The following is a 21,257-nucleotide window of genomic DNA, read 5'->3' as shown; positions in this document are numbered from 1 at the left end:
CTCCTTGGAGCGAGATTGCTACCGGTTTGGAGGCTTGTCAAGGCTCTGGCCCATCTTGAACGGCGGAGCTCAAAACTCAGATAGCGTCCCGCCCCCCTCTACAGCGTGGACGTATGGCCGGGTCGAGGAAGACTAGATGCCGCGACGCACCGGGGATCCGTGCCTGGCGAGTCATGAGAAAGTCGACTCTGACCCCTGTTTTTGCGCCGGCCCATCCGCCGCGGCCTGCCGGTGGGCCGGCCACGACATCGCCTCCAGCACCACGGTGGCCTGCGCCGCCATCACCGCCAGGCAATCGGCCAGCTCGGCGATATCTATCTCGGGCGCTTGCGCCTGTCCGCCTGGTACGCAGCCGGGACACGACCTCGGCCTGGGTTATGGAGCGACCGCCTCAACCAGCTTCTTTCACCAGCGCTGCGAGCGCCTCCGCGGCTCGCTCCTTCAACTGGTCGGCATTGATGTAGAGTTCCGGATTAGACGCTATAAGTCCTTGGTCCTCGGTAAAGCAATCGGCGTCAGAAAATAACTGATCTAGAATGCTGAACTCATGCTCCGGCAGTTCGGCTGCTAGTTTGAACTTTGCAATAAATCGATTGCAAAAATGACTTGAGTCAATAGAAGAGCTCAAGTACTCGTCGATCAAGTCTATATATTCCTCCAGCTCTCTACTCACCTTCCACCTCCGAGCCTTCCAGTTTCAAGAACATGCTTGAGTTGCTGTTCACTAAGTCGCCATCCCGACAAGAAGTTTCCTGACGCGTCTCTCATCACGTTGAGTCCCGTGTTTGGATCAACGAAATGAGTCACGGCCAGATTTCCTCTGGCATACGTACCCTGAATCGCGATTGTCGAATCACCATCAACGTGACGCTGGATGGCAGTGCTGAATTCAGCCAGCGTGCGATTGTTAGGGCTTCCAGATACGCCAAAATCAGCCGCATGTTTGAACTTCTGTTGCAATTGCGCACGGCTGAATCCAATTGCGTTAACTCCCTCCTTAGCGAGAAGCCTCGCGCTGCCCAGGAGCTTCAATGGAGGCAGAACAGCCGCAAGTTCAAGTCCCGCGCCTATCCTGTTTCCGCCACCCGCCGACGCCCAGCCCTTGTCATACCATTGACTGACGCCTTCTGCTCCCAGACTACCCCACGCACCCCTTAGAAAAGCCCAACCGGCGCAGGAAACTGGACCACACCCCTCAGCACCAGCATCGATCATTTCTCCTACGGACTCCCGGCCATCTGGGTCGGTAAACCTGTAGGGATTGCCGTTTGCGTACCGATAACGATGAAACTGCGAGATTGGGTTGCTAGTTGCGGTAACCGGATCAACGCTAAGGAATAAACCTAGCACCGGATCGTAATAGCGCTGCTGCATGTACGTCAGACCGCTCGCCACGTCGTGTACGTGGCCAGTGTAGGCTGGCTGGTCCTGATTCGCCCGATTGCTCAGTGCGCCATACGGCTCGTACTCGTTGAAGAACACACTGGTACGACCTTGGCTACTACGGCCAATGACGCTGCCCAGTACGTCCGTATGTTGATACTGATTGGACACAGCATCCGTTTCGTTGTTTTTCGTGCGGATGGCCACCAATCGGCCGCCCAGGTATATGTACTGGTGATCCCTCGCACCACCTCGCAGGTTCCTGGCGAACATCAAGGTGCCGTCGCGACTGTACTGCGCGTATTTCGAACCGCCATTGAGGTCACGCACCCGGTGGCCGTGAGCGTCGTACACGTAAGTACTATGGATGCCGTCTTGGTTTGAGCTGCGCAGCCGGTTGCCGAGGTCGAAGTTGTAGCTCGCGCCGGTGCGGCTCGCTACGTTTCCCTCCGGGTCGTAGGTCAGATCTGCCACCACCGCCCCGCCCGTCGTATTGACGATACGCGAGAGCCGATTCTGGGCGTCGTACTGATAGGTGTGATCTCGGGCCGGTCGCATGGGTGTGACGCCTAGCTTGACACGGCGCAGATTGTCCAACGCATCGTATGTGTAGAGCGCCGTCCCGAACATAGGCGAGTCGACGCCGGTCAACCGGTCGAGTCCATCGTAGGTCATGTCCCGGTTGCCACGCTGGCCGGAACGGCCATCGCTGATCGCCACGACATTGCCGTTGCCGTCGTAGTCGTAGCTATCATCGATCGGCACGATCGGGCTGGTTGTGCCGCTGTATGCGTCGCGGATACGGTCCGGCAGCCCCCTTCCATTCTGGGTCATCCTATGGACTACGCCATTTCCATAGGTGAACTGCTTGATTGCTCCGTTGGGGTGGTAGGTGACATTGGCTGCCCACGTGCCGGCCTGGGTGGGCTGGCCCAGCGCATTGGGCGCGTAGCTCACCGCGACGTTGCCGGGGTAGACATGCGAGGCCAAGTGCCCGTTGGCGTTGTAGCCATAGCCAATCCCGAAATGGAGATTGTTCCAATCCATCGATTCGCCGGTGAGCAGCCGGCGCCTGTTGTACACGTAGTTGTTGTAGACCAGGTTGCTGCCATTCACAGCAAGCGCCTGGGCCAGCAGGCCGTCGGGGGTGTAGGTATAGGTCGTGTCGCCGACGTGGTCCGGGTACGTCACGGACCTAAGCCGGTTGCGTTTATCGTAGGTGCGGACTGTCCGCTCGACCTCTGGAACCGAGTCGACATTACAAGTGGTAGTGCTGGTGTGCCATGACCCTGTCCTACTCCAGGTCAGATTGCCGGCGCCGTCATGGGCATAGATGGTGGCGCGGGTTTCCGGGTCGATCGACTTGCAGAGCAGCTGGTTGGCGTTATAGACGTAGCTTCGCGTCGCCGACACGCCCCCACCGCTGCGGGTGATCGCCACGGGCTTGCCGAACACGTCGCGGGTGATATCGGTTCGCCCACCCGGATAGGTCAGGATGGTGGGGTAATCCTCGCTCGGCTGGTCGAACGTCTGATGCCAGATGCGAGTCTGGTTGCCCCGAGGATCAGTGATAACTGTGTAGTTTCCGGTTGCGTTACTTAGATAGCTATAGGCAGTCGTCAGGGTCCCCAACTCAGAGTTCCGGCGCACCGAAGTCCTCCGCCCAAGTGCGTCGTATGCGACATGGGTCCCCATGGTAACGGCTGATAGGGTAGAGACCGAGGGTACTGGGTACGAGGTGAAGGTCGTTCGGCCATCGTGATCGTACGCATAACGGGTGAAGCGGCTGGTCGCCGCGTCGGCGGTGTCGTACTCATGCACTAACACCGGGCGCCACAGCGCATCGAAATAGGTGAGCCTGCGGCCGTTGCCGGTGCCAACGACCTGCCGCCAGTGGCCGCCGGCAAGCCCATAAGCGCTCCCCGCTCTTTGCTCGAACGTGATCGTCGTAGCGTTCCAGGCCGTGCTGTCGCCGGTCGGATAGCTGATGCGGTTCAGTCGCCCCATAGGGTCGTACGCGTAGTTTGTCGCGAACCCATTCTCGTCGGTGAGACGGGTGATCCAGCCTGCGTCGTTGACGATGGCCGACTGAGTGGTGCCGTCGGCATAGACGATGGATTGGGGTATGCCTCGCTTCCAGTTGGCCAGGGTGGTGAGGTTGTTATTGCCGTCCTTGACGGTCCTGATCGTGCCCATCTGCCCCGCGGTGGCCACATCGTGAGTGCGGGTCCATTGGAGTTTACCGAAGGACTTGAACGTCAGCGGCTGCGCGTAGCTACTATAGCCGGTCTCGGACACTACGATGCCATTGACAGTAAGTCGCGATGGTTGACCGAGTACCCACCTGGCAAGATTGTCGTGATAGGTAATCAACTCGGTCCTGAGGGGGCTGCCAGGGAGGTTTCTGGATCGCGTAACCCGGGTTGGGCGCGCAAATGAATCAAACGCTTCGACGTTGTAAACGAACACCGTGCCCTGCTGAGATATCGTAGTATTACTTCGGCGAGCAACCCTATATTCGTGCATGTTGTAGTGATACTGCCGCTTGCCGTATCCACGCGGGACTCGCTCATTGAGGTACGTATAGGAATGATCAGTGCGCCGGGTGCTACCAATCTGCTCGGAAAGCAGAAGTCCCGCGTTCTGTCCCCATCTGTTCCCATAGACCAGCTTGCGGACGTGCCCGTCCGACCTCGTCACAGTTACAGTTCTTGTCGTTGGCGAAGTCGACTGGCATTGATCCGGCGGAGTCACGGACCCGCTTTGATAGCATGCATTGAGCGGCCCGTAGTCGATCGCCTCCTGGTACGGCTGAACGCCGGCAGCCTCAACAGATCTCGAGACCAGCGAGACCTGATCCATGTAGTTCGACTGGTCGGGGTAGCTGTGCCCCCCTTCCTTTCCGGGCCCGTGTGGCGGGGTGTTGACATAACATCGATACGGTACGAAAGAGTATCCATGTTTTCTTGGCTCGACTCGGAAGACACCCTTGACCCCGGATTCTGCGATGACCGTGATGGTCACCACGCCTCCGATGGACGATGGAATCGCTTGCGCGGACCGACACGTATTTTCAAAGGCTTGCTGATAACCCACCCAACCGAACTGGCCGGAACGCGTCAGTGACCACGATGACCCGTCTGGATTCGAAACGCCACTACCGGAAACCGTCCAAGTCCGGCCGCCGGTCTTATAGAGTACGTTCGACCCCGAGCGCTCAATGGCTATTGTTCGCCCATCGCTACTCGTCACCTGATGCGGCTCGTACTTGACCCAGTTCCCGAACCGGTCTTCGATTCTTGTCAAGTACATCCTGTATGAGACGACCTCAATCCACGTGTCGTTATAGGGGGCGAACGAATTCATGATCTGGAAGACTTCGGTGTCGGCGACCGGAGCACCGAAATAGAGCTTGTCCCCATTTTGGCTATGCCCCACGAACCCCTCGCCCCCACTTGCCAGCTGGTAGCAAGTGAACCTCCACCCCGAATTTGTTGCCCAACGAACATCCATACCAGAGGGACGCGACTCATCGGCGTCGATTGGGCGGATTACACCGCCCTCCCCGCCCGGCACAACCAGACTATTGCCGTTCCAGTACTCTTCGCGGTTGAAGTTGTTGATCGGCGGCTTGGTGGACCTGATCACTGGAGCCCCAGCCGCTGCGCTTGGATGCGAGCAACGCTGGTTGGAGTAGTTTCCCGGCGTGCCTACGACCCAGCCAGAGTCTTTTCCGTAGGTTCCCTCAATGTATGGCAGTTCGCGATCCCAGTAGTACGTGGGTGCGTTACTCGCATTCGTCTTGAGGTTCAACGCATAATCGATGGCGACCCGGAGCTCGTTGTTACCCGGAACTTCTACAACAGTTTTCCTGAAACTGACGGATCCAGAATTGAGGTCGACTACCTCTCCAAACTGACCCGAATGGTCCAAGGGTTGGACACGGGTCGATCTATCGAGCTCATTTCCATAGGTTTCGTGTGTATATACCTGCGCAGAAGCTCCACTTACGGCTAGCAAATAGCTGAGGACTAGAGTCGCCATCCGCTTCCAACCAGCGAAATCCCAGGTCGAGCCGCAGGTCACACTCGAATGGTCTTTGCTTTCAGCTCCTCGACGCGTCGTCTTCATGCACCCCCCTATCCCTGGAATCGATATGGATACAGCCCGCGTCTCTCGGTCCCACGCCCTTGCGGGGCACCAGACGCAATGTAACTCGATAAAACAACCTCGGGCAGCAAATGACCGAAACCAACAAGTCGAGCTCCTTGCTCAGTCCCGACAGAAAAACGGCTGCACCCAGAACACCAGCTTCCGGTCGGACTCCGCCGCAATATCATCTGCGCCCCGGAACGCCGCATAGGGGATAGCCCCGGCCAACATCCGCCCTGGCTCGACACGCGCGTAGCCGCAGCCCCCTGGACAATACGCGCTACCTGTAGGCAGCAGCTCATGTGAGCCACTAGCTGTAACTAGCACGGCGCCATCGAAGCCAAGTGGCAGCCCGGACTCAGCAGGCCAGCTTTCCCGCGATAAACATAATGGCGCATCGGCTTGCGACTCGAGTACCAGGTCGAATCGCTGCTGAGCCGGATTGTCCGTCACGACTAGTTCAAAAGCCGACTCTGGCGCCCAGCGAATGGCAGGCGTAGACGCGCATGCACCCGCAACCAAGACTGCGGCCAGTGCGAGGAACGGCCGAGATGGTCTCATCGGGCGATGTCCATCAAATGGTCGGGATTGATCAACCTCTGCTCAGGGGGCAGAGACTGGAAGATAGCTCGCTGTTCCGGCGTACCGAATTTGTAGGCCGGGATTCCGTTCAACCGTTGATCCGGGTAACCAAGCACGGCGTGGCCGGTCTCATGCCCGGCCCCCCACGCAAGCGTGGAACGGTTCGTGAACTCGGCGTGTGTGATGTTGACGATGACCTGCGTGGGCCCGGCGGTGGGCACGCCTGCAAGAGTGTCGGCGCCGGCACCATACGTGGCAGTGATCTGATCACTGGTCATAGCGTTGGCTGGGATGGCGCCGGCACTGGTGTCGCGCAATGCCGAGGCCATCGCGCCTAAGTCTGAGGCAACCTTCGCCATGTTTTCCGGAGTGGCCGATCCTTGCCCGAAGTTGCGCTCGAAAGAACGCGTAACGCTGCGCAATCCCCTGCCGCTCTCCAGGGCGTTGTTGATTCGACCCGCAGCCCGTTCGAGGCTCCGAGCGGAGTTCTGTTGCGCCCGGTCGAATCGACTCCAATCCTTGTCGTTCCACCCCTCCCCCCGTGACAGGCGGCCATCAGGATCGGTGAAGCGATAGGGATTGGCGTTTCCGTACGAATAGCGGTTGAAATTGGTACCGGTGTTCGGCTGCGCCGGGACAGGATCGACCGATACGAAGCGCGCCGACACGGTGCTGCTGGCCACCCAGAAGACCACGACCAAAGCCAATCGATATGTTCTCCGCATCACAGCCCCCTTTTCGCCTGTTCTCGCTGGATCGATTGTAGATAGATTTGTTCCTGTTCCGGCGTTCGCTGCACCCAACCCAGTCGCTCCGCCTGGGCGAACCAAGCCAAGTTCTCGTGGCTCAACCGACTGAAGTCTCCATGCTGGGCCGGCGGGATATCCGCAGCGTCTGGATATCGACTCACGTAGCGCTGATGCAGCTGCAAGTAGTAAGCGTTGGCCTTCCACACCATGGCTACCGGGTCTCTGGCGTTTGCGGCAAGCGCCAGGTCCGCCACTTCCAGTATCGCATCGCCTTCTTCCCTGGCGCCGTAGTGCTCCATCAGCGCGCCGGCAATGACGCCAACGCTCTCGCGCGGCGTGAGCGGCCGGAGATAGAGACCGTTCTCGATTGCGGCTGGAGTGATTCCAGTTTCGCGTTCGTAGCTACTGTCGAACTTGAACCCGCCGGCCGTGGCTTCCACGTTCACCCAAGCCTGCTGAGTATCGTCGGCGAACTTCACCAACAAGTGATCAGGCGCGGTGGCCAAGGTGAGCGGCAACCCCAAGCGCTGGCCCAGTATCGCAACCAAGATAGGCATGGACACACAATTACCTTTCCGCGTAGCCAAATAGACCGCCAGCTGTTTGGCCTTTGGGTTCCGCCCCAATGGATCGGCGAGGTCGTACTCGAAGGGCCTTCCCTCGTTCCACGAGCCCGGTTGATAAAGCGTCTTAAGCAGAGCATCCAGCGCCTGACGCGCAGTGGCACCGGCGGGCACCTGGCTCCGCACCACACCTTCCCACCGATCGAGTTCACGGCGTACGGAGACCGTATCGGTCGCAGGATCGATAAGCCGGTCAACAACCAATTTCACCTCGGCGAAATCGACCCGATCATCGGGGAGCGCGAACTGGGCCCGTAGGGGCATCAAGTCGACGGCCCAAGCGGAGGAGCCCATGGACGCAAGACAAGCGCCTATTGCCCAGGCTAGCCAATGGCGGCGGATACTCTTCCCGAAGCGTTCCATGCGCCACCCCCGTTTGACGCCAACATAGCGCAGGCGCTCAGCCTGCGCTAGTGGACCGTCAGACGGTTCTTGGGGCTTCGGCAAATAGCTTAGCCGGGCGAGCCGAGCCGGCTGAGTTCCCCCGATCAGTGCTGCCGCTGGGGAGCCGGGTGTTCGGCGCGTCCCAGTGACGGATACGCAGCCGCTGGCCACGCGGTGACCGGCATGATGACCGACATCGCAATCCCACCCCGGCCAGATACTCCCGCTCTTCGGCCACACCGGCTCCCGCCCGCGGCCCATCCCCGAGCCATTGCGCCTCCACCTGGTTAAGGATGTCGCGCGCCGCTGCGGCGCCGTCGAAGATCGCCTGCCCCAGCATGGGCAGGGTGTGGTCGGCCCATTCGGCCGCGCGGCCGGCCGCTACGACATTGCCATGCGCCGAGATTGTCTGGATCAGCCGGTTGAGGACCGCCGCCAGCGGTGGCGAAGGCGTTGAAGGTTCCGGCCCCGCTCCAACTGCACCTGCACCAACGCGTACGGATCGCACGGACGCGGTGCCAGGGAGCGTGACCCAGCCCGGCACCGCGCCCTGCCCGATCAGTGACGGGTGGCTGGCTGGGGGAGCCAGCCCGCATCCGTGGGCGACGGCAGCATCGGCATGGCCGCGTCGAACGCGACACCCGGCCCGGCTGGCGAGCCGTAGACGGCCGGCGCCTCGCGTACGCGGTTTCGCCGCCTGGACGCATCGGGAAGCGCCTGACCGGCCACCTTGTCCATGAGATCGCTTGCGGCCTCGGCCACTTCGAAGATCGCATCGCCCAGCATCGTCAGCGTGCCGTCGGCCAGGTCGATCCGCTCGATGCCGAAGACCAGGTCGCCGTAGGCATGCAGCCGGTCGTGCAGGCGGTTGAGCGTGTCCAGCTGGTCCATGGTCATGCCGAAGACGAGGGGGGCTTCGGCCTCCTCCGCCGTGGCGACGGCGTCCGCCTGGCCAGCCTCGTCGTCCTCCTTGGCGCCCGGTGCTTCGCCCACCTCGTCGTCCTGCGTGCCTGCGGCCGAGGCCGCTTCAGCCTCGTCATCCTGTGCGCCGGCGGCCAACGCCTCACCGGCCTGCTCCAGTTCCTCCAGCACGTCGTCCTCATCGCGGGCCCGCGGCCGATCGCCGCCCACCACCCGCTCGGCCGGCCAGGTCACCTCGTCCAGCACGCGCTCGGCCTGGGCGGCCAGCACCTCCAGGCAGACGGCCAGCTCGTCCCCGCTGATCTCGGGTCCCCAGCCCGTCTCGTCCTCGTCGTGCGTGCGCGGCTGCGCCAGGTGCGACAGGAACACCATGTGGTCATGCAGCTTCTTCAGCCGGAACTGGCTGTCTTCCGGCAGGAAATAGCCCCGTACCTGCAGATCGTTCGATTCACGGTTCGACATCGTTGCCTCCTCCTTCCATGAAGTGGCCGCCCACCGCGGCACGGCGGACGGGAAGTCGGGAGGTTCGAAACCGCTACAAGCCGGCGGGCGTATTTCCCTTGCGGGTGTTGTATTAGCCGCCCTCCCGACGCAGGCTTCGCGTCGGTCGTGCCAACAAGTGTGCGGGCACAAAAAACCCACCGGTTTGTCGGAGGTGGGGACCGCTTGTAGAGGAGTTTCGACGCTCCTTGCAATCGAGTCTGCGCCAGTACTGGCAGGGTGTCAAGGCTCAGATTTAACGCTGTCTGTTCTTAAATAGAGCTCATACAACACAGTACGAGACCTGCCGGAACCGCCCAGAGAGCTCTCTATGCACGCGCATCAAACCGCATTTAGCAAACAGCGGCAGATCGGCTGCAGCCCTGCCCATAGAAACCAAGCAAATTTCCCACTCTGGGCCGCGAGGTGGCACATCAAGCCACGATACATCTATGTCCGCGCGATGACGGAGCAACGCAATCCGCAACTTCTCAACATACCCACGATTATTTCCAAAAAATAGCTCTGTGGTACGACGCGCTTGCTCGTAGAGATGGCTCATGCCAGCCGCAGAACACGGATTCTTCACGAAGTAGAGAACTTTGTTAACTGGATCGAGAAAGTCACAGAACTCGAACTTGGACTGACCGCCGCCGTAGAAAATATTCCTCGCGTCCATGTGCACTAGTCGGGCATCCGCTACACAAGCACTGTGGTTGTAGGTGCCTTCGTCATCTCTACCGTTCCATATGGGTGGTGGAAATGCACTATCAACCAAGCTTCCCAAAAAGGCGTCGAGCTTAACCGACAGGTTTGGCGACGCCCGATACCATTTCCCTGAGAAGATTACGTAGTGCCCATCTTTCCTAACAAAATCAAAACTGAGCGCATCCCTGATTTTCACGGAAGTCTTGCGGCGCCCAGTAGCCGCATCTACAACGTGCACTTTGGAACTTTCAGCAGTAGCAAGCGACACTGCGGCACCAGCTAGCGAGTCCGTCCACTCCGAGTACGCCAACGCCCAAGAACGCGCATGACCCACTTCCTTCCAACGTCCGTAGCTGAAGTAAACATCCTGATCGAAAACTTCTAAAGACGCAGGCGGAGTAAGCCCGACCAGATTGTTAACATTGCCGCCTGACATTTCTTCGTCGAGCCTATGATCCATTGCGGTGACGTCATCCCGAAGTGTCACGGGCACGAGACTGTCGATATCCGGAAACTTTGATTGATACCCACGTCCGAGGCGCGTGCTCGCAGCGAATATTGCTCTCGGAAAAAGTGATATATCGACATCAAATCGAACAGGCGCACCACCACGAACAACACCCAGGAACGGTGGGACTCGGCAGAATCCCTCTACGGAGAATACAAGATCTCTATCGCTTTCATAGCCGAAATCATTCAACTTGGCGCTACTAGGAGAGCGCTCTATGGATCGATGACGATTTGCAAGAACCTGTTCGGATCTCAGTTGTCGCAGATCGTCCTCCGCGATGGAGTTCAAGACTACGCGACGACCGAAACTATGGTCCACCCAGTCATTGCTTAGCTTCATCCATCCATGTCCGAAACAGACGGCAAAGAGCTTTCCATTGATTCTACACGTCAATATACCAGCTGGACTCTGTGAAACAAGTCCAGCCGCAGCAGTAGCAGGGATATACTTCCCGCTCAACGCGTTAACCCATGCTGGTCGCTCTGGTCGACTTGGTATGGGATAGAAGACACCGTTGATGCCACCAATTGTGGACACCCCATTGCCAAGCGTCTTCAAGAATGCATTAAACTCAGAATACGCCGCCCTTCTAATCATGAAGACGGTCACTGACATGCTTGGCATCCCGCACCTCCCTTTTGAACCTCCTAGACGGCCGGTCATCAATGCGAAGTGATGCGATAGAGCGCGCACGCCGTACAGTCGATTCTTTGCCTGAGCCTCACTTCTAGCGACGCTGCGAAGTATGCTCCGGGGTTACGCCCCACCCCTACCGTTCGCTGTCCTCCCCGGCAGGAAGAAAAGCCATGCCTGAACCGAATATAGACCACGAGACGGCCGGCTGCATTGCGCCAGCGGACGCCGGGGTCGTCGCAACTCCTTACAAGCGGTAGTCACGTCCGATGCTCGGCGCTCTCGCCGGCCACTGGGGGCACAGTGCTTCGACCACTTCCATCAGTTCCAACCAACGCTCGAATGGGTCGGCTGCGGGCGGCGGGCGGTAGGGAACGCCGGCGTCACACGCCAGTGCAGGTTCGGGCAGCGGGTCAGACGCCGGGCTGGGTGACTGTGCAAAAAGCTCATCGAGCAGCTCCTGTCGGTCGAACAGAGCGAAGTATTCCCTGAGTTCGGTCAGATTGAGACTGGCATAGTGCTGGCGCAACACGAAGCGGATGTCTTCGAGGTCCCATGCACGGGACGATTCGTTCACGTAACCCTGCAGCTTGAAGGCAATCAGGCCTTCGACGCTGATGACGCGTAGACGCCCCACGGCCGTGTCGAGAGATTTAGCTTCTTTCAGCAGACGCTGGGCAATGGGGCGATGGGCGTACAGCAGGTCGAGCCTTTCATCGCGCCTGACATAGTTCGCGGCGTCTTCGCTCCGATGGATGCAGATGAAACCGAGGCCGACGAACATGTCGTGCAGCCGCTCGGCCTCTTCGCCATCAACCAGGAAGACCACGTCCTCGGTGGCCCGGATCACCTGATGCGCTGCCAGGGCCGGCCCGCCGATGAGTGCGGGCGGCCGCGGGATGCCGGCGAAGGCGGCCAGGGTCTCTTTGATCTGCTCGGCGAGTCGGAGCATGGACGGGACAAGTTCGTTCGTGAGACAACCCTACATGTTGCGCACACGAAAGAGGAACTAGGCAACCATGTGCGAACCCGGTGGAAGCCCTCCGCCCCTGGGGAATCCGTTCGATGTCGTCGACCAGGGAGATCAGACTTACTGCTCCGACGCGGGGCCGGTGGCGCGTCGACAGCCAGGCGACCCGTAAAAAACATGCTGCCCGGACGCGCCTCCGACACGAGGCCGGCTCACCAGCAACTAACGCGGCCAAACTTACCTTAAGTTATTCACCTCGCCTCTTTCAAGGACCGCCGCGGCCGAGGACTGCGTTAAGTGAATCTGACCCCGCTCTTCGGTTCTTACCCCGTTCTTCGGTTCTTTGCCCCCAAGGGGTTCTTTACGAATACACTCAAGCTGATGCGGCAGCAATTGCAGCGCCATCGATCACGAACCCGGCGGCCTGGAACCTTTGAACCAGCTTAGGCACAATCTCTCGAACATGATCGTTGAACTCGATCCTTAGAATGCCATCAGTATCAGAAGGTCGTTCAAGCGCTCCCTTCTGGAGTATCGCAATACGAGCCCGCCCGAGTGACGCCATTATCATGCCCAGCTCAAGGATCACGTTTTGCCTGGCGCGCGGCCTTCTATCTGCATCCGATTCAGTCTTCAAGTACCCAAAGTCGTCTGGCGTCATCAGGACAACCCCAAATGCAGCCTCGCGATAGATATTCTGTTCGAGAGCCTCGATTATCGTCCTTCCACCACCATCTTCATTTTGAAGTATAAATGGCTCCAATCCGAGCCGGCGCAGGACAAGCTCCAACTGATCGCGTGCTTCGCGATCGTGCCCATGAACAACGAAGATCCGCGCCCTGGCATCAGCCTCGGCCTGCGGCACTTCCCTAGCGTCACCGAGCACCTTGAGAACCGCTTCCTTGAAGGCGACGCTGTTCGCGCCTTGTGTTGACAGCGTCCCGGTCCGGGGCCACCAGTTCAAAATCTCCCCGGACTTGGCGCGAAATTGATGCACGCCTGCTTCTGCGTTCTCTTGCCAAGTTCCAGCTAAGCCGAGCTGCTCCACCTGCGCCACCAAATCAGCCAGCTCCCCGTGAAACTTCATCCTCGAAACCCCGCTAGTAAGGCGTCTATGGGCACACTATTTGTCCTGCAGCAAAGATACCGTGACTTTTCCGCTTAATAACCCATCGACCAGGCCTGCATTCCGATCTTCTTCCCTGCAGAATGCAGAGCGGGCCGAGTTGTCTACTTTCTCGCCGTTTCGGCTCTCTCGCGCACAAGAGATCTGACAGATTCTCTGTCTTAGTTAATGATCTAAGGGTCTTTAAACGTAACACTAAAAGTCAGTTCGATCAGCCTTCTAAGGCAGATGACGGACGTGGCGTCTGGAAACTCAGCAGCCTCATCATTCTCTATATCTGTGATCTCCCACAGCAATCCCGGATTGAGCACGTTAACCCTGCCCCGACAGGTATATGTGTCGCGGATTGACTTCGCTGCATCCAGCTCAACTGACCACGCGATGACCTTGTCAACTACAGCTAGGGCATGGTTGAAAGGGCCGCTATTGGTGAATTCATACTTGTACTCAACGGCCTCGATGTTCGACGCAGCCAACGGCGATTGCGCAACGGCGCTCTTCAGCGCCAGGCTGTCAATTCCTTGCGTTGAGAACGTCACCACGTCGCGCCAGTAACTGCGGTAAGGGGAGTCCGGATCAACGTACTTTCCAAGCGACGCGTAGAGTACCCCTACGAGATACTCCTCCCCCGCCTTCGGCGCCAAAACAAGATGCTTGGACCCAGATTGATCGGCGATCCTCACTCGCTGCCGATCCTTTAGACCCGACTTCTGCTCGGTCAGGATATCAATCTGCTCATTAAGCAGGTTCTCCGAACTTTCCCGCCTTAGACGCGAAATAAGTTCTCTGAAGACGGCATCCTTGTTACGGAAACTATCGAGAAACTCCTTGAACTTCTTCGCGAACTCAGGATCTCCCAGCTCATCATACGCCTGCTTGCTGAGAGCATTTCGGTTCGTCACCAAGTCAAAATCGCCTTCTAACACGAGCATATAATGACTGTACGCGTCACCCTCCGCGAGAACGCTATACTCAGGAAGACTCGCTAACAAATCCGTATGTTTGGCGATCTTGATCCCCTTCACCGATATGAATGCACCACGATGATCGCCAAGCCTTACACCTGACTTGGCCTTTCCCTTACGATCTAAAGAAGGATATTCCTCATGCGCCCTACGATTCCCATCGATCGCCAAGATAACTGAGTACTTTTTACCGGCGACAGAAAACGATTTTGCGGTACGTGAGAAGAATCGACCATCCCTGAGACGAGATATTTGCTGCGGCGACTTCACATCTTCCTTGCCATCTGGCTTGGCTAGGTAAGGAAATCCGAAGGGGACCTCTATAGCACCCTCCTCTGGGGAAAACATGGTGAACTCAGCTGCACGAGGACTAGCAATCTGGGTAACTTGGCTAGAAGTAAAACCTTGCGGAGTCGAGATCTTGCGAACATCCCCGTGCCGCGTGTTAAACCGAATATAATTGTAAATATAAGATTCAGTCACATTTGGCTCTACTGAAAAGTACTTTCCGAAGTTCTCGGTATCAAGCCCATCGATTAGGACGAGTGTTCCAGTCTTTCCGGCCAACTCAGCCAATCGAGACTTCAAGTCGTTAACGACTGCTACTCCGCTAGCGTCTAGTTTGCCAAGGAATTGCTCAACAATCGCGCAGATATCAGACGAGTAATCAGGCAAGATTGAATAAGTTACGTCGAGATTGTTTCTGGGATTCTCGATTATCTTATAGGCCCAACGCTCTTCGCCACGATCAAAGCGACTCGCGACCAGTATGCGCTTGCTTGCAAAGCAAAGCTTACTTCCCTGGCACTTGTAGCCAATTCCTGCGCCCTTCGACTTTGTGGATTTCCCTATGGAGAAGAAGGCTTCCCAAGGCGAAATTCCTGCCTGTGCAGGCTCCATCCCAAGGCCAGATCCATCATCGAGAAAGGCGAATCCCGACGCGGAGGCTACCGGTGCGTAGTGAATGTGACCCGCCCCAGCATCATACGAGTTCGAGATGAGCTCGCGAATTACCTCGCAAGGGTCATTTCTGTTCACCGACAGCTCGCCCAACACATGGCGAAATTCAATTTGCGGATGCATTACTCCCCCTCTCAGTAAAGGCAACGACGATTGGTCTATCGCCTATTGCTGCTGGCCGCATCGGGCCTGCGGCAGATCCGCGAAGTACGCGGTCTCACATATTCCTTCTGTACTCCCCACCCACGTCATACAAGGCATGACTGATCTGCCCTAATGAATGGGTCTTCACCGCGTCCATCAGCGCCGCGAACACATTCCCCCGCCGCCGCGCCGTGTCCTGAAGATACGCCAGGCCGTGGCCGTCGTGGGGTTCGGTGGCGGCGGCTGCGTCGTCTTCCACCACGTGGGCGTGCTCGGTCTCGCCGGCCGGGGCGAGTGAGTTGCGGCCGGTCTGCCAGATCTGCACGTTGGCGATCTGCTGGCCCTTCTCCTCCTCGGTGCTGCGGATCAGCTCGATCTCGGTCACCACCTCGCCGGCGTGCTCCTTGGGCAGGAAGGTGTTCACGCCCACCAGCGGCAGGCTGCCGTCGTGCTTCTTGTGCTCGTAGTACATCGACTCTTCCTGGATCTTGCCGCGCTGGTACATGGTGTCCATGGCGCCCAGCACGCCGCCGCGCTCGCTGATGGCCTCGAACTCCTTGTACACGGCCTCCTCCACGATGTCGGTCAGCTTGTCGACGATGAAGCTGCCCTGCCAGGGGTTCTCGCAGAAGTTCAGCCCCAGCTCCTTGTTGATGATCATCTGGATGGCCACGGCGCGGCGCACGCTTTCTTCGGTGGGCGTGGTGATGGCCTCGTCGTAGGCGTTGGTGTGCAGGCTGTTGCAGTTGTCGAACAGGGCGTACAGGGCCTGCAGGGTGGTGCGGATGTCGTTGAACTGGATCTCCTGCGCGTGCAGGCTGCGGCCGCTGGTCTGGATGTGGTACTTCATCATCTGGCTGCGGGCGCTTGCGCCGTAGCGCTCGCGCATGGCGCGGGCCCAGATGCGGCGGGCCACGCGGCCGATCACGGTGTACTCCGGGTCCATGCCGTTGCTGAAGAAGAAGCTCAGGTTGGGCGCGAAGTCGTCGATGTGCATGCCGCGCGCCAGGTAGTACTCGACGATGGTGAAGCCGTTGCTCAGCGTAAAGGCCAGCTGGCTGATCGGGTTGGCCCCGGCCTCGGCGATGTGGTAGCCGGAAATGCTCACCGAGTAGAAGTTGCGCACCTTGTTGTCGACGAAGTACTGCTGGATGTCGCCCATCATGCGCAGGGCGAACTCGGTGCTGAAGATGCAGGTGTTCTGGGCCTGGTCCTCCTTGAGGATGTCGGCCTGCACGGTGCCGCGCACGGTGGCCAGCGTCTGGGCCTTGATCCTGGCGTAGGTCTCGGCGTCCACCAGCTGCTCGCCGGTCATGCCCAGCAGGGCCAGGCCCAGGCCGTCGCTGCCCTTGGGCAGCTCGCCGTGGTAGGTGGGGCGCGGGCGGTCTTCGAAGAAGGCTTCGATCTTTTGTTCGGCTTCGGCCCAGCGGGTGGCGTCGGCCTTGAGGTATTTCTCCACCTGCTGGTCGATGGCGGTGTTCATGAACAGCGCCAGGATGATCGGCGCCGGGCCGTTGATGGTCATCGACACGCTGGTGGTGGGCGCGCACAGGTCGAAGCCGGAGTAGAGCTTCTTCATGTCGTCCAGGGTGGGCACGTTGACCCCGGAGTTGCCGATCTTGCCGTAGATGTCCGGGCGCGGGGCCGGGTCCTCGCCGTACAGGGTCACGCTGTCGAAGGCGGTGGACAGGCGCGCGGCGGGCTGGCCGAGGCTGAGGTAGTGGAAGCGGCGGTTGGTGCGCTCGGGGGTGCCCTCGCCGGCGAACATGCGGATCGGGTCCTCGCCGGTGCGGCGGTAGGGGTACACGCCGCCGGTGTAGGGGTAGCTGCCGGGCAGGTTTTCCTTGCCGAGGAAGGTGAGCAGCTCGCCCCAGCTCTTGTAGGTGGGGGCGGCGATCTTGGGGATCTGCTGGTGGCTGAGGGATTCGCGGTAGTTCTGCACCTCGATGGCGCGGCCGCGCACCTCGTAGGCGGTGGTGTCGTCGGTGATGGATTGCAGGCGCGCGGGCCAGTCGCGCAGGAGCTTGAGGGAGTCAGCGGTGAGGGCCTGGATGGCGTCGTTGTAGCGCTGGCGAAGGGTGAGGAGGGTGCGGTCGGGGGTGGTTTTGGCCTGGTCTTCTGCGGCGCGGGCTTCGCGGCCATGGGCCGCTCCTGCGGGGGCCAGGGCTTCGGCGGCGTAGAGGTCGAGGGCCTTGGGGAGGGCGGGGTCTTCCAGGTCGCGCAGGGACTGCCAGAAGGACTGGGCGCGGTCGGCGGCTTCGGCCTGCTTTTCGATGGAGGCGTTGATGGCCCTGCCCTGCTCGGCGATCTCGGCCAGGTAGCGCACGCGGTTGCCGGGGATCAGCACCGTGGCGCGGGGTTCCTTGAGCGAGGTGTCGAGCTGCGGGGTGAAGTCGCAGCGCGGGGAGGAAAAACCGGGGTCGGAGTCGACTTTCCGCCCAGCGTCACCGGCCGCTTCGCCCTCCGGGGAAAGTCGACTCTGACCCCGGTTTTTCTCGCGCAGCAGGCGGCAGAGGTTGGCGAACATCCAGCTGATGCCGGGATCGTTGAACTGGCTGGCGATGGTGGGGTAGACGGGGACGTCCTCGTCCTTGGTCTGGAAGGCGACGCGGTTGCGCTTCCACTGCTTGCGGATGTCGCGCAGGGCGTCCTCGGCGCCGCGCTTGTCGTACTTGTTCAGCACGATGAGTTCGGCGAAGTCGAGCATGTCGATCTTTTCCAGCTGGCTGGCGGCGCCGTAGTCGCTGGTCATCACGTACATGGGGAAGTCGACCAGGTCGACGATCTCCGAATCGCTCTGGCCGATGCCGGCGGTCTCCACGATCACCAGGTCGTAGCCCAGGCCCTTGAGGAAGGCGATGCCGTCCTTGAGCACTGCATTGGTGGCGGCGTGCTGGCGGCGGGTGGCCATGGAGCGCATGTACACGCGGTGGCTGCGCAGCGAGTTCATGCGGATGCGGTCGCCCAGCAGCGCGCCGCCGGTGCGGCGGCGGGTGGGGTCCACCGAGATCACCGCGATGCGCATCTCCGGGAAGCTGGCCAGGAAGCGGTTGAGCAGCTCGTCGGTCACCGAGGACTTGCCGGCGCCGCCGGTACCGGTGATGCCGACGACCGGGCTGCGGCCGGCGGCCAGCTGCCACTGCTTGCGCAGCTTGGCCAGCTCGGCTTCGCTGTACACGCCGTCTTCGATCGCGCTGAGCACGCGGCCGATGGCGATCTCGTCGTCGAGGGAGGGGGAAACACCGGGGTCGGAGTCGGTTTTCGCGGCGGGATCGCCCGCTCCTCCGCTCTGTTTCCCCGAGAACCGGCTCCGACCCCGGTTTTCCTCCCGGGCGCCGGCCGCGCGCTTCACCACGTCCTCGATCATCTCCACCAGCCCCATCTTCATGCCGTCGTTGGGGTGGTAGATGCGCTCCACGCCGTAGGCCTCGAGCTCCTTGATCTCCTCCGGGGTGATGGTGCCGCCGCCGCCGGCGAAGACGCGGATGTGGGGGGCGCCGCGCTCGGCCAGCATGTCGACCATGTACTTGAGGTATTCAACGTGGCCGCCCTGGTAGCTGGACAGGGCGATGGCGTCGGCGTCCTCCTGCAGGGCGGCGCGCACCACGTCCTCGACGCTGCGGTTGTGGCCCAGGTGGATCACCTCGGCGCCCTGGGCCTGGATCAGCCGGCGCATGATGTTGATGGCGGCGTCGTGGCCGTCGAACAGGCTGGCGGCGGTGACGAAGCGCAGCGGGGTGGTGTCGGGCTGGCTGGCGGGGATCTGGCTGGCGGGCGAGCTCATGGGCGCGCGATTCCTGGGGAAAACGTGATCGGGCGATTGTAGCGCGGGGGCCTTTATGGCCCCGTGGTTGCCCGGGATCGGCGCCGCGGCCGCCGGACCCGCCCGCGGCCTTCGCGGCCATGGGCCGCGCCTGCGGGGATGGCCGCCGCCTTGGGGTGGGTGCCGGATGGGCCCGGCGTGCGGCGGCCGCATACAATGGCCGGCAACGGGACGGGGGATCGGCAGGAATGAAACAGCGGGTCAAGCGGATCCTCGGCTGGGGGGCCTTCACCTTCCTGGCGCTGGTGGTCAGCGGGGTGTTCCTGGCCGACCACCTCACCCCGCCGGCCACCGGCGCGCCCAGCCATGCACTGGAAGTGCAGCGCGACCAGACCGCGCTGGACCGCGAGCTGTGGCCGCTGCTGGACCGCCACCCCGGCAAGACCGGCGCGATCCTGCTGCCCGACGGTCTGGATGCGTTCGCCGCGCGGGCGCTGTCGGCGCGCCAGGCCGGGCGCAGCCTGGACCTGCAGTACTACATCTGGCACGACGACCTCACCGGCCACCTGCTGCTGCACGAGGCCTGGCAGGCCGCCGAGCGCGGGGTGCGGGTGCGGCTGCTGCTGGACGACATCAACACCTCCGGCAAGGACGTGGCGCTGCTGGCCATGGACAGCCACGCCAACATCGAGATCCGCGTGTACAACCCGTTCCGCAACCGCAGCGGGGTGGCGCGGCTGCTGGAGATGGTGCAGCGCAGCTGGAGCATCACCCACCGCATGCACAACAAGGCCTGGATCGCCGACGGGCGGGTGGCGGTGGTGGGCGGGCGCAACATCGGCGTGGAGTACTTCGACGCCGCCGAGGAGATGAACTTCCGCGACCTGGACATGGTGCTGTTCGGGCCGGCGGTGGCGCAGGCCAGCGAGATCTTCGACACCTTCTGGAACAGCGACACGGTGGTGCCGATCGCGGCGCTGAAAAAGGCCTACGACCGCGACATCGACGCGGTGCTGGCGCAGATCCACGACGAGGCGGCCAGCGCCGAGGCGCGGCGCTACCTGGACCGGGTGGACGCCTCCGACAGCGTGCGCCGGTATTTCGCGCAGGAACTCACCCCGTTCTGGAGCGAGAACATCCGGGTGGTGTCGGACCCGCCGCAGAAGCAGGACGAGGAAGGCAGCGAGAGCTGGCTGATCCGCTACGTGATGGAGGACCTGCGCAGCGCGCGCGACAAGGCGCTGCTGATCTCGCCCTATTTCGTGCCCGGCGACGAGGGCGTGGTGGGGCTGGCGGCACTGGCCCGCCGCGGCGTCGACGTTGCCGTGATCACCAATTCGCTGGCCGCCAACGACGTGATCGCGGTGCACGGCGCCTATGCCAACTATCGCGAGCGGCTGCTGAAGCTGGGGATCAAGCTGCACGAGACCCGGGTGCAGCCGCGCAGCGAGGGCTCCAGCGTGTTCGGCAGCAGCGGCGCCAGCCTGCACACCAAGGCCTACGTGATCGACGACCGCCGCGGCTTCATCGGCTCGTTCAACATGGACCCGCGCTCGATCGACCTGAACACGGAGATGGGGGTGATGTTCGACGAGCCCGCCATCGCCAAGGCGCTGCGCGAGGAGTTCCGGCTGCTGGCCAGCCCGGAGCTGGCCTACTGGGTGTATCTGAACGACGAAGGCGAGCTGCGCTGGCTGGACAACGCCAAGGACCCGCCGCTGGTGCTGGACACCGAACCGGACGCCAGCCGCCTGCAGCGCGCGATCGCCTGGCTGCTGCGCTGGGTGCCGATCGAATCGCAGCTGTAGCGCAGACCGCCCGCAGGGGCGGCTCACCCCCGTAGGAGCGGCCCATGGCCGCGAAGGCCGCGGGTGGCTCCGGCGGGGTTTGTAATCGTTTCCCGCCGGCGCCACGGCTTTGCGCCGATGCCCCGGCAGTTACCCGCCGACGGAGGGCTGCACCTGTCGACGCCGCGGCCGTCACCCGTCGGCGCCGGGGTGGCGCCGCGCGCCGTGGCGATGCCGCGCTGCGCGAGACGATCCTGATGTCACATGAACCGCATCCGCGCGGCCCCGCCACCGCACTGCCGCGTACGGGCTTTTGTCGCGGGACAGGCGTAGAATACCGCGCCCAACGGCGCCCCTTCGCGGGGGCGCCGCGTTCGCTTCCAGCGGTACCACCCACCTCAAGTCCGGCGCCATTC

General features: G+C 61.1%; 11 protein-coding genes and 1 pseudogene. 1 reads left to right on the top strand and 11 read right to left on the bottom strand.

The genetic code is table 11. From position 1 onward, the window contains the following. Positions 1–171 precede the first annotated feature (171 nt). From QFW77_RS19210 to QFW77_RS14975, 11 genes and pseudogenes are all read right to left on the bottom strand, one after another. Positions 172–327: pseudogene (locus QFW77_RS19210) on the bottom strand (hypothetical protein); the annotation flags it as partial. A 64-nt stretch (positions 328–391) separates the two neighbouring features. Beyond that, on the bottom strand, positions 392–673 hold the full coding sequence (locus QFW77_RS15020; protein WP_280575585.1) for a colicin immunity domain-containing protein: 282 nt from the start codon (positions 671–673) through the stop codon (positions 392–394). After that, positions 670–5,196 (bottom strand): colicin D domain-containing protein, encoded by a 4,527-nt coding sequence (locus QFW77_RS15015; RefSeq protein ID WP_280575584.1) that lies wholly within the window; start codon positions 5,194–5,196, stop codon positions 670–672. Before QFW77_RS15015 ends, QFW77_RS15020 begins: the two co-directional genes overlap by 4 nt. An 896-nt stretch (positions 5,197–6,092) precedes the next feature. Beyond that, on the bottom strand, positions 6,093–6,824 hold the full coding sequence (locus QFW77_RS15010) for an RHS repeat-associated core domain-containing protein (protein WP_280575583.1): 732 nt from the start codon (positions 6,822–6,824) through the stop codon (positions 6,093–6,095). Between the two features lie 17 nt (positions 6,825–6,841). After that, positions 6,842–7,852, bottom strand: coding sequence for a transglutaminase family protein (locus QFW77_RS15005; protein WP_280575582.1), 1,011 nt, complete (start codon positions 7,850–7,852; stop codon positions 6,842–6,844). Between the two features lie 579 nt (positions 7,853–8,431). Further along, positions 8,432–9,256, bottom strand: a complete 825-nt coding sequence (locus QFW77_RS15000) for an XAC0095 family protein (protein ID WP_280575581.1) — start codon at positions 9,254–9,256, stop codon at positions 8,432–8,434. A gap of 301 nt (positions 9,257–9,557) precedes the next feature. Next, positions 9,558–11,108 carry a TIGR04141 family sporadically distributed protein gene (locus QFW77_RS14995; protein ID WP_280575580.1) on the bottom strand — a complete coding sequence of 517 codons (1,551 nt, stop codon included), beginning with the start codon at positions 11,106–11,108 and terminating at the stop codon, positions 9,558–9,560. Between the two features lie 265 nt (positions 11,109–11,373). After that, complete coding sequence (locus tag QFW77_RS14990) at positions 11,374–12,078, bottom strand: hypothetical protein (protein ID WP_280575579.1); 705 nt, start codon at positions 12,076–12,078, stop codon at positions 11,374–11,376. A 391-nt stretch (positions 12,079–12,469) separates the two neighbouring features. Further along, positions 12,470–13,183, bottom strand: a complete 714-nt coding sequence (locus QFW77_RS14985; protein WP_280575578.1) for a TIR domain-containing protein — start codon at positions 13,181–13,183, stop codon at positions 12,470–12,472. A 212-nt stretch (positions 13,184–13,395) separates the two neighbouring features. Then, a complete protein-coding gene (locus QFW77_RS14980; protein WP_280575577.1) occupies positions 13,396–15,270 on the bottom strand; it encodes an ATP-binding protein in 1,875 nt (624 codons plus the stop codon). Positions 15,271–15,364: 94 nt separating this feature from the next. Next, a complete protein-coding gene (locus QFW77_RS14975) occupies positions 15,365–19,075 on the bottom strand; it encodes a methylmalonyl-CoA mutase family protein (protein ID WP_280575576.1) in 3,711 nt (1,236 codons plus the stop codon). 227 nt (positions 19,076–19,302) lie between these two features. Here QFW77_RS14975 and QFW77_RS14970 point away from each other — a divergent pair, with 227 nt between their 5' ends. Continuing rightward, a complete protein-coding gene (locus QFW77_RS14970) occupies positions 19,303–20,862 on the top strand; it encodes a phospholipase D family protein (RefSeq protein WP_280575575.1) in 1,560 nt (519 codons plus the stop codon). Positions 20,863–21,257: the final 395 nt, after the last annotated feature.

Origin of the sequence: Luteimonas endophytica, from assembly GCF_029887875.1 — a bacterium.
GTDB lineage: Bacteria > Pseudomonadota > Gammaproteobacteria > Xanthomonadales > Xanthomonadaceae > Luteimonas > Luteimonas endophytica.
The sequence above is the reverse complement of the archived record's forward strand: the minus strand, read 5'-3'. Positions and strand labels throughout refer to the sequence as shown.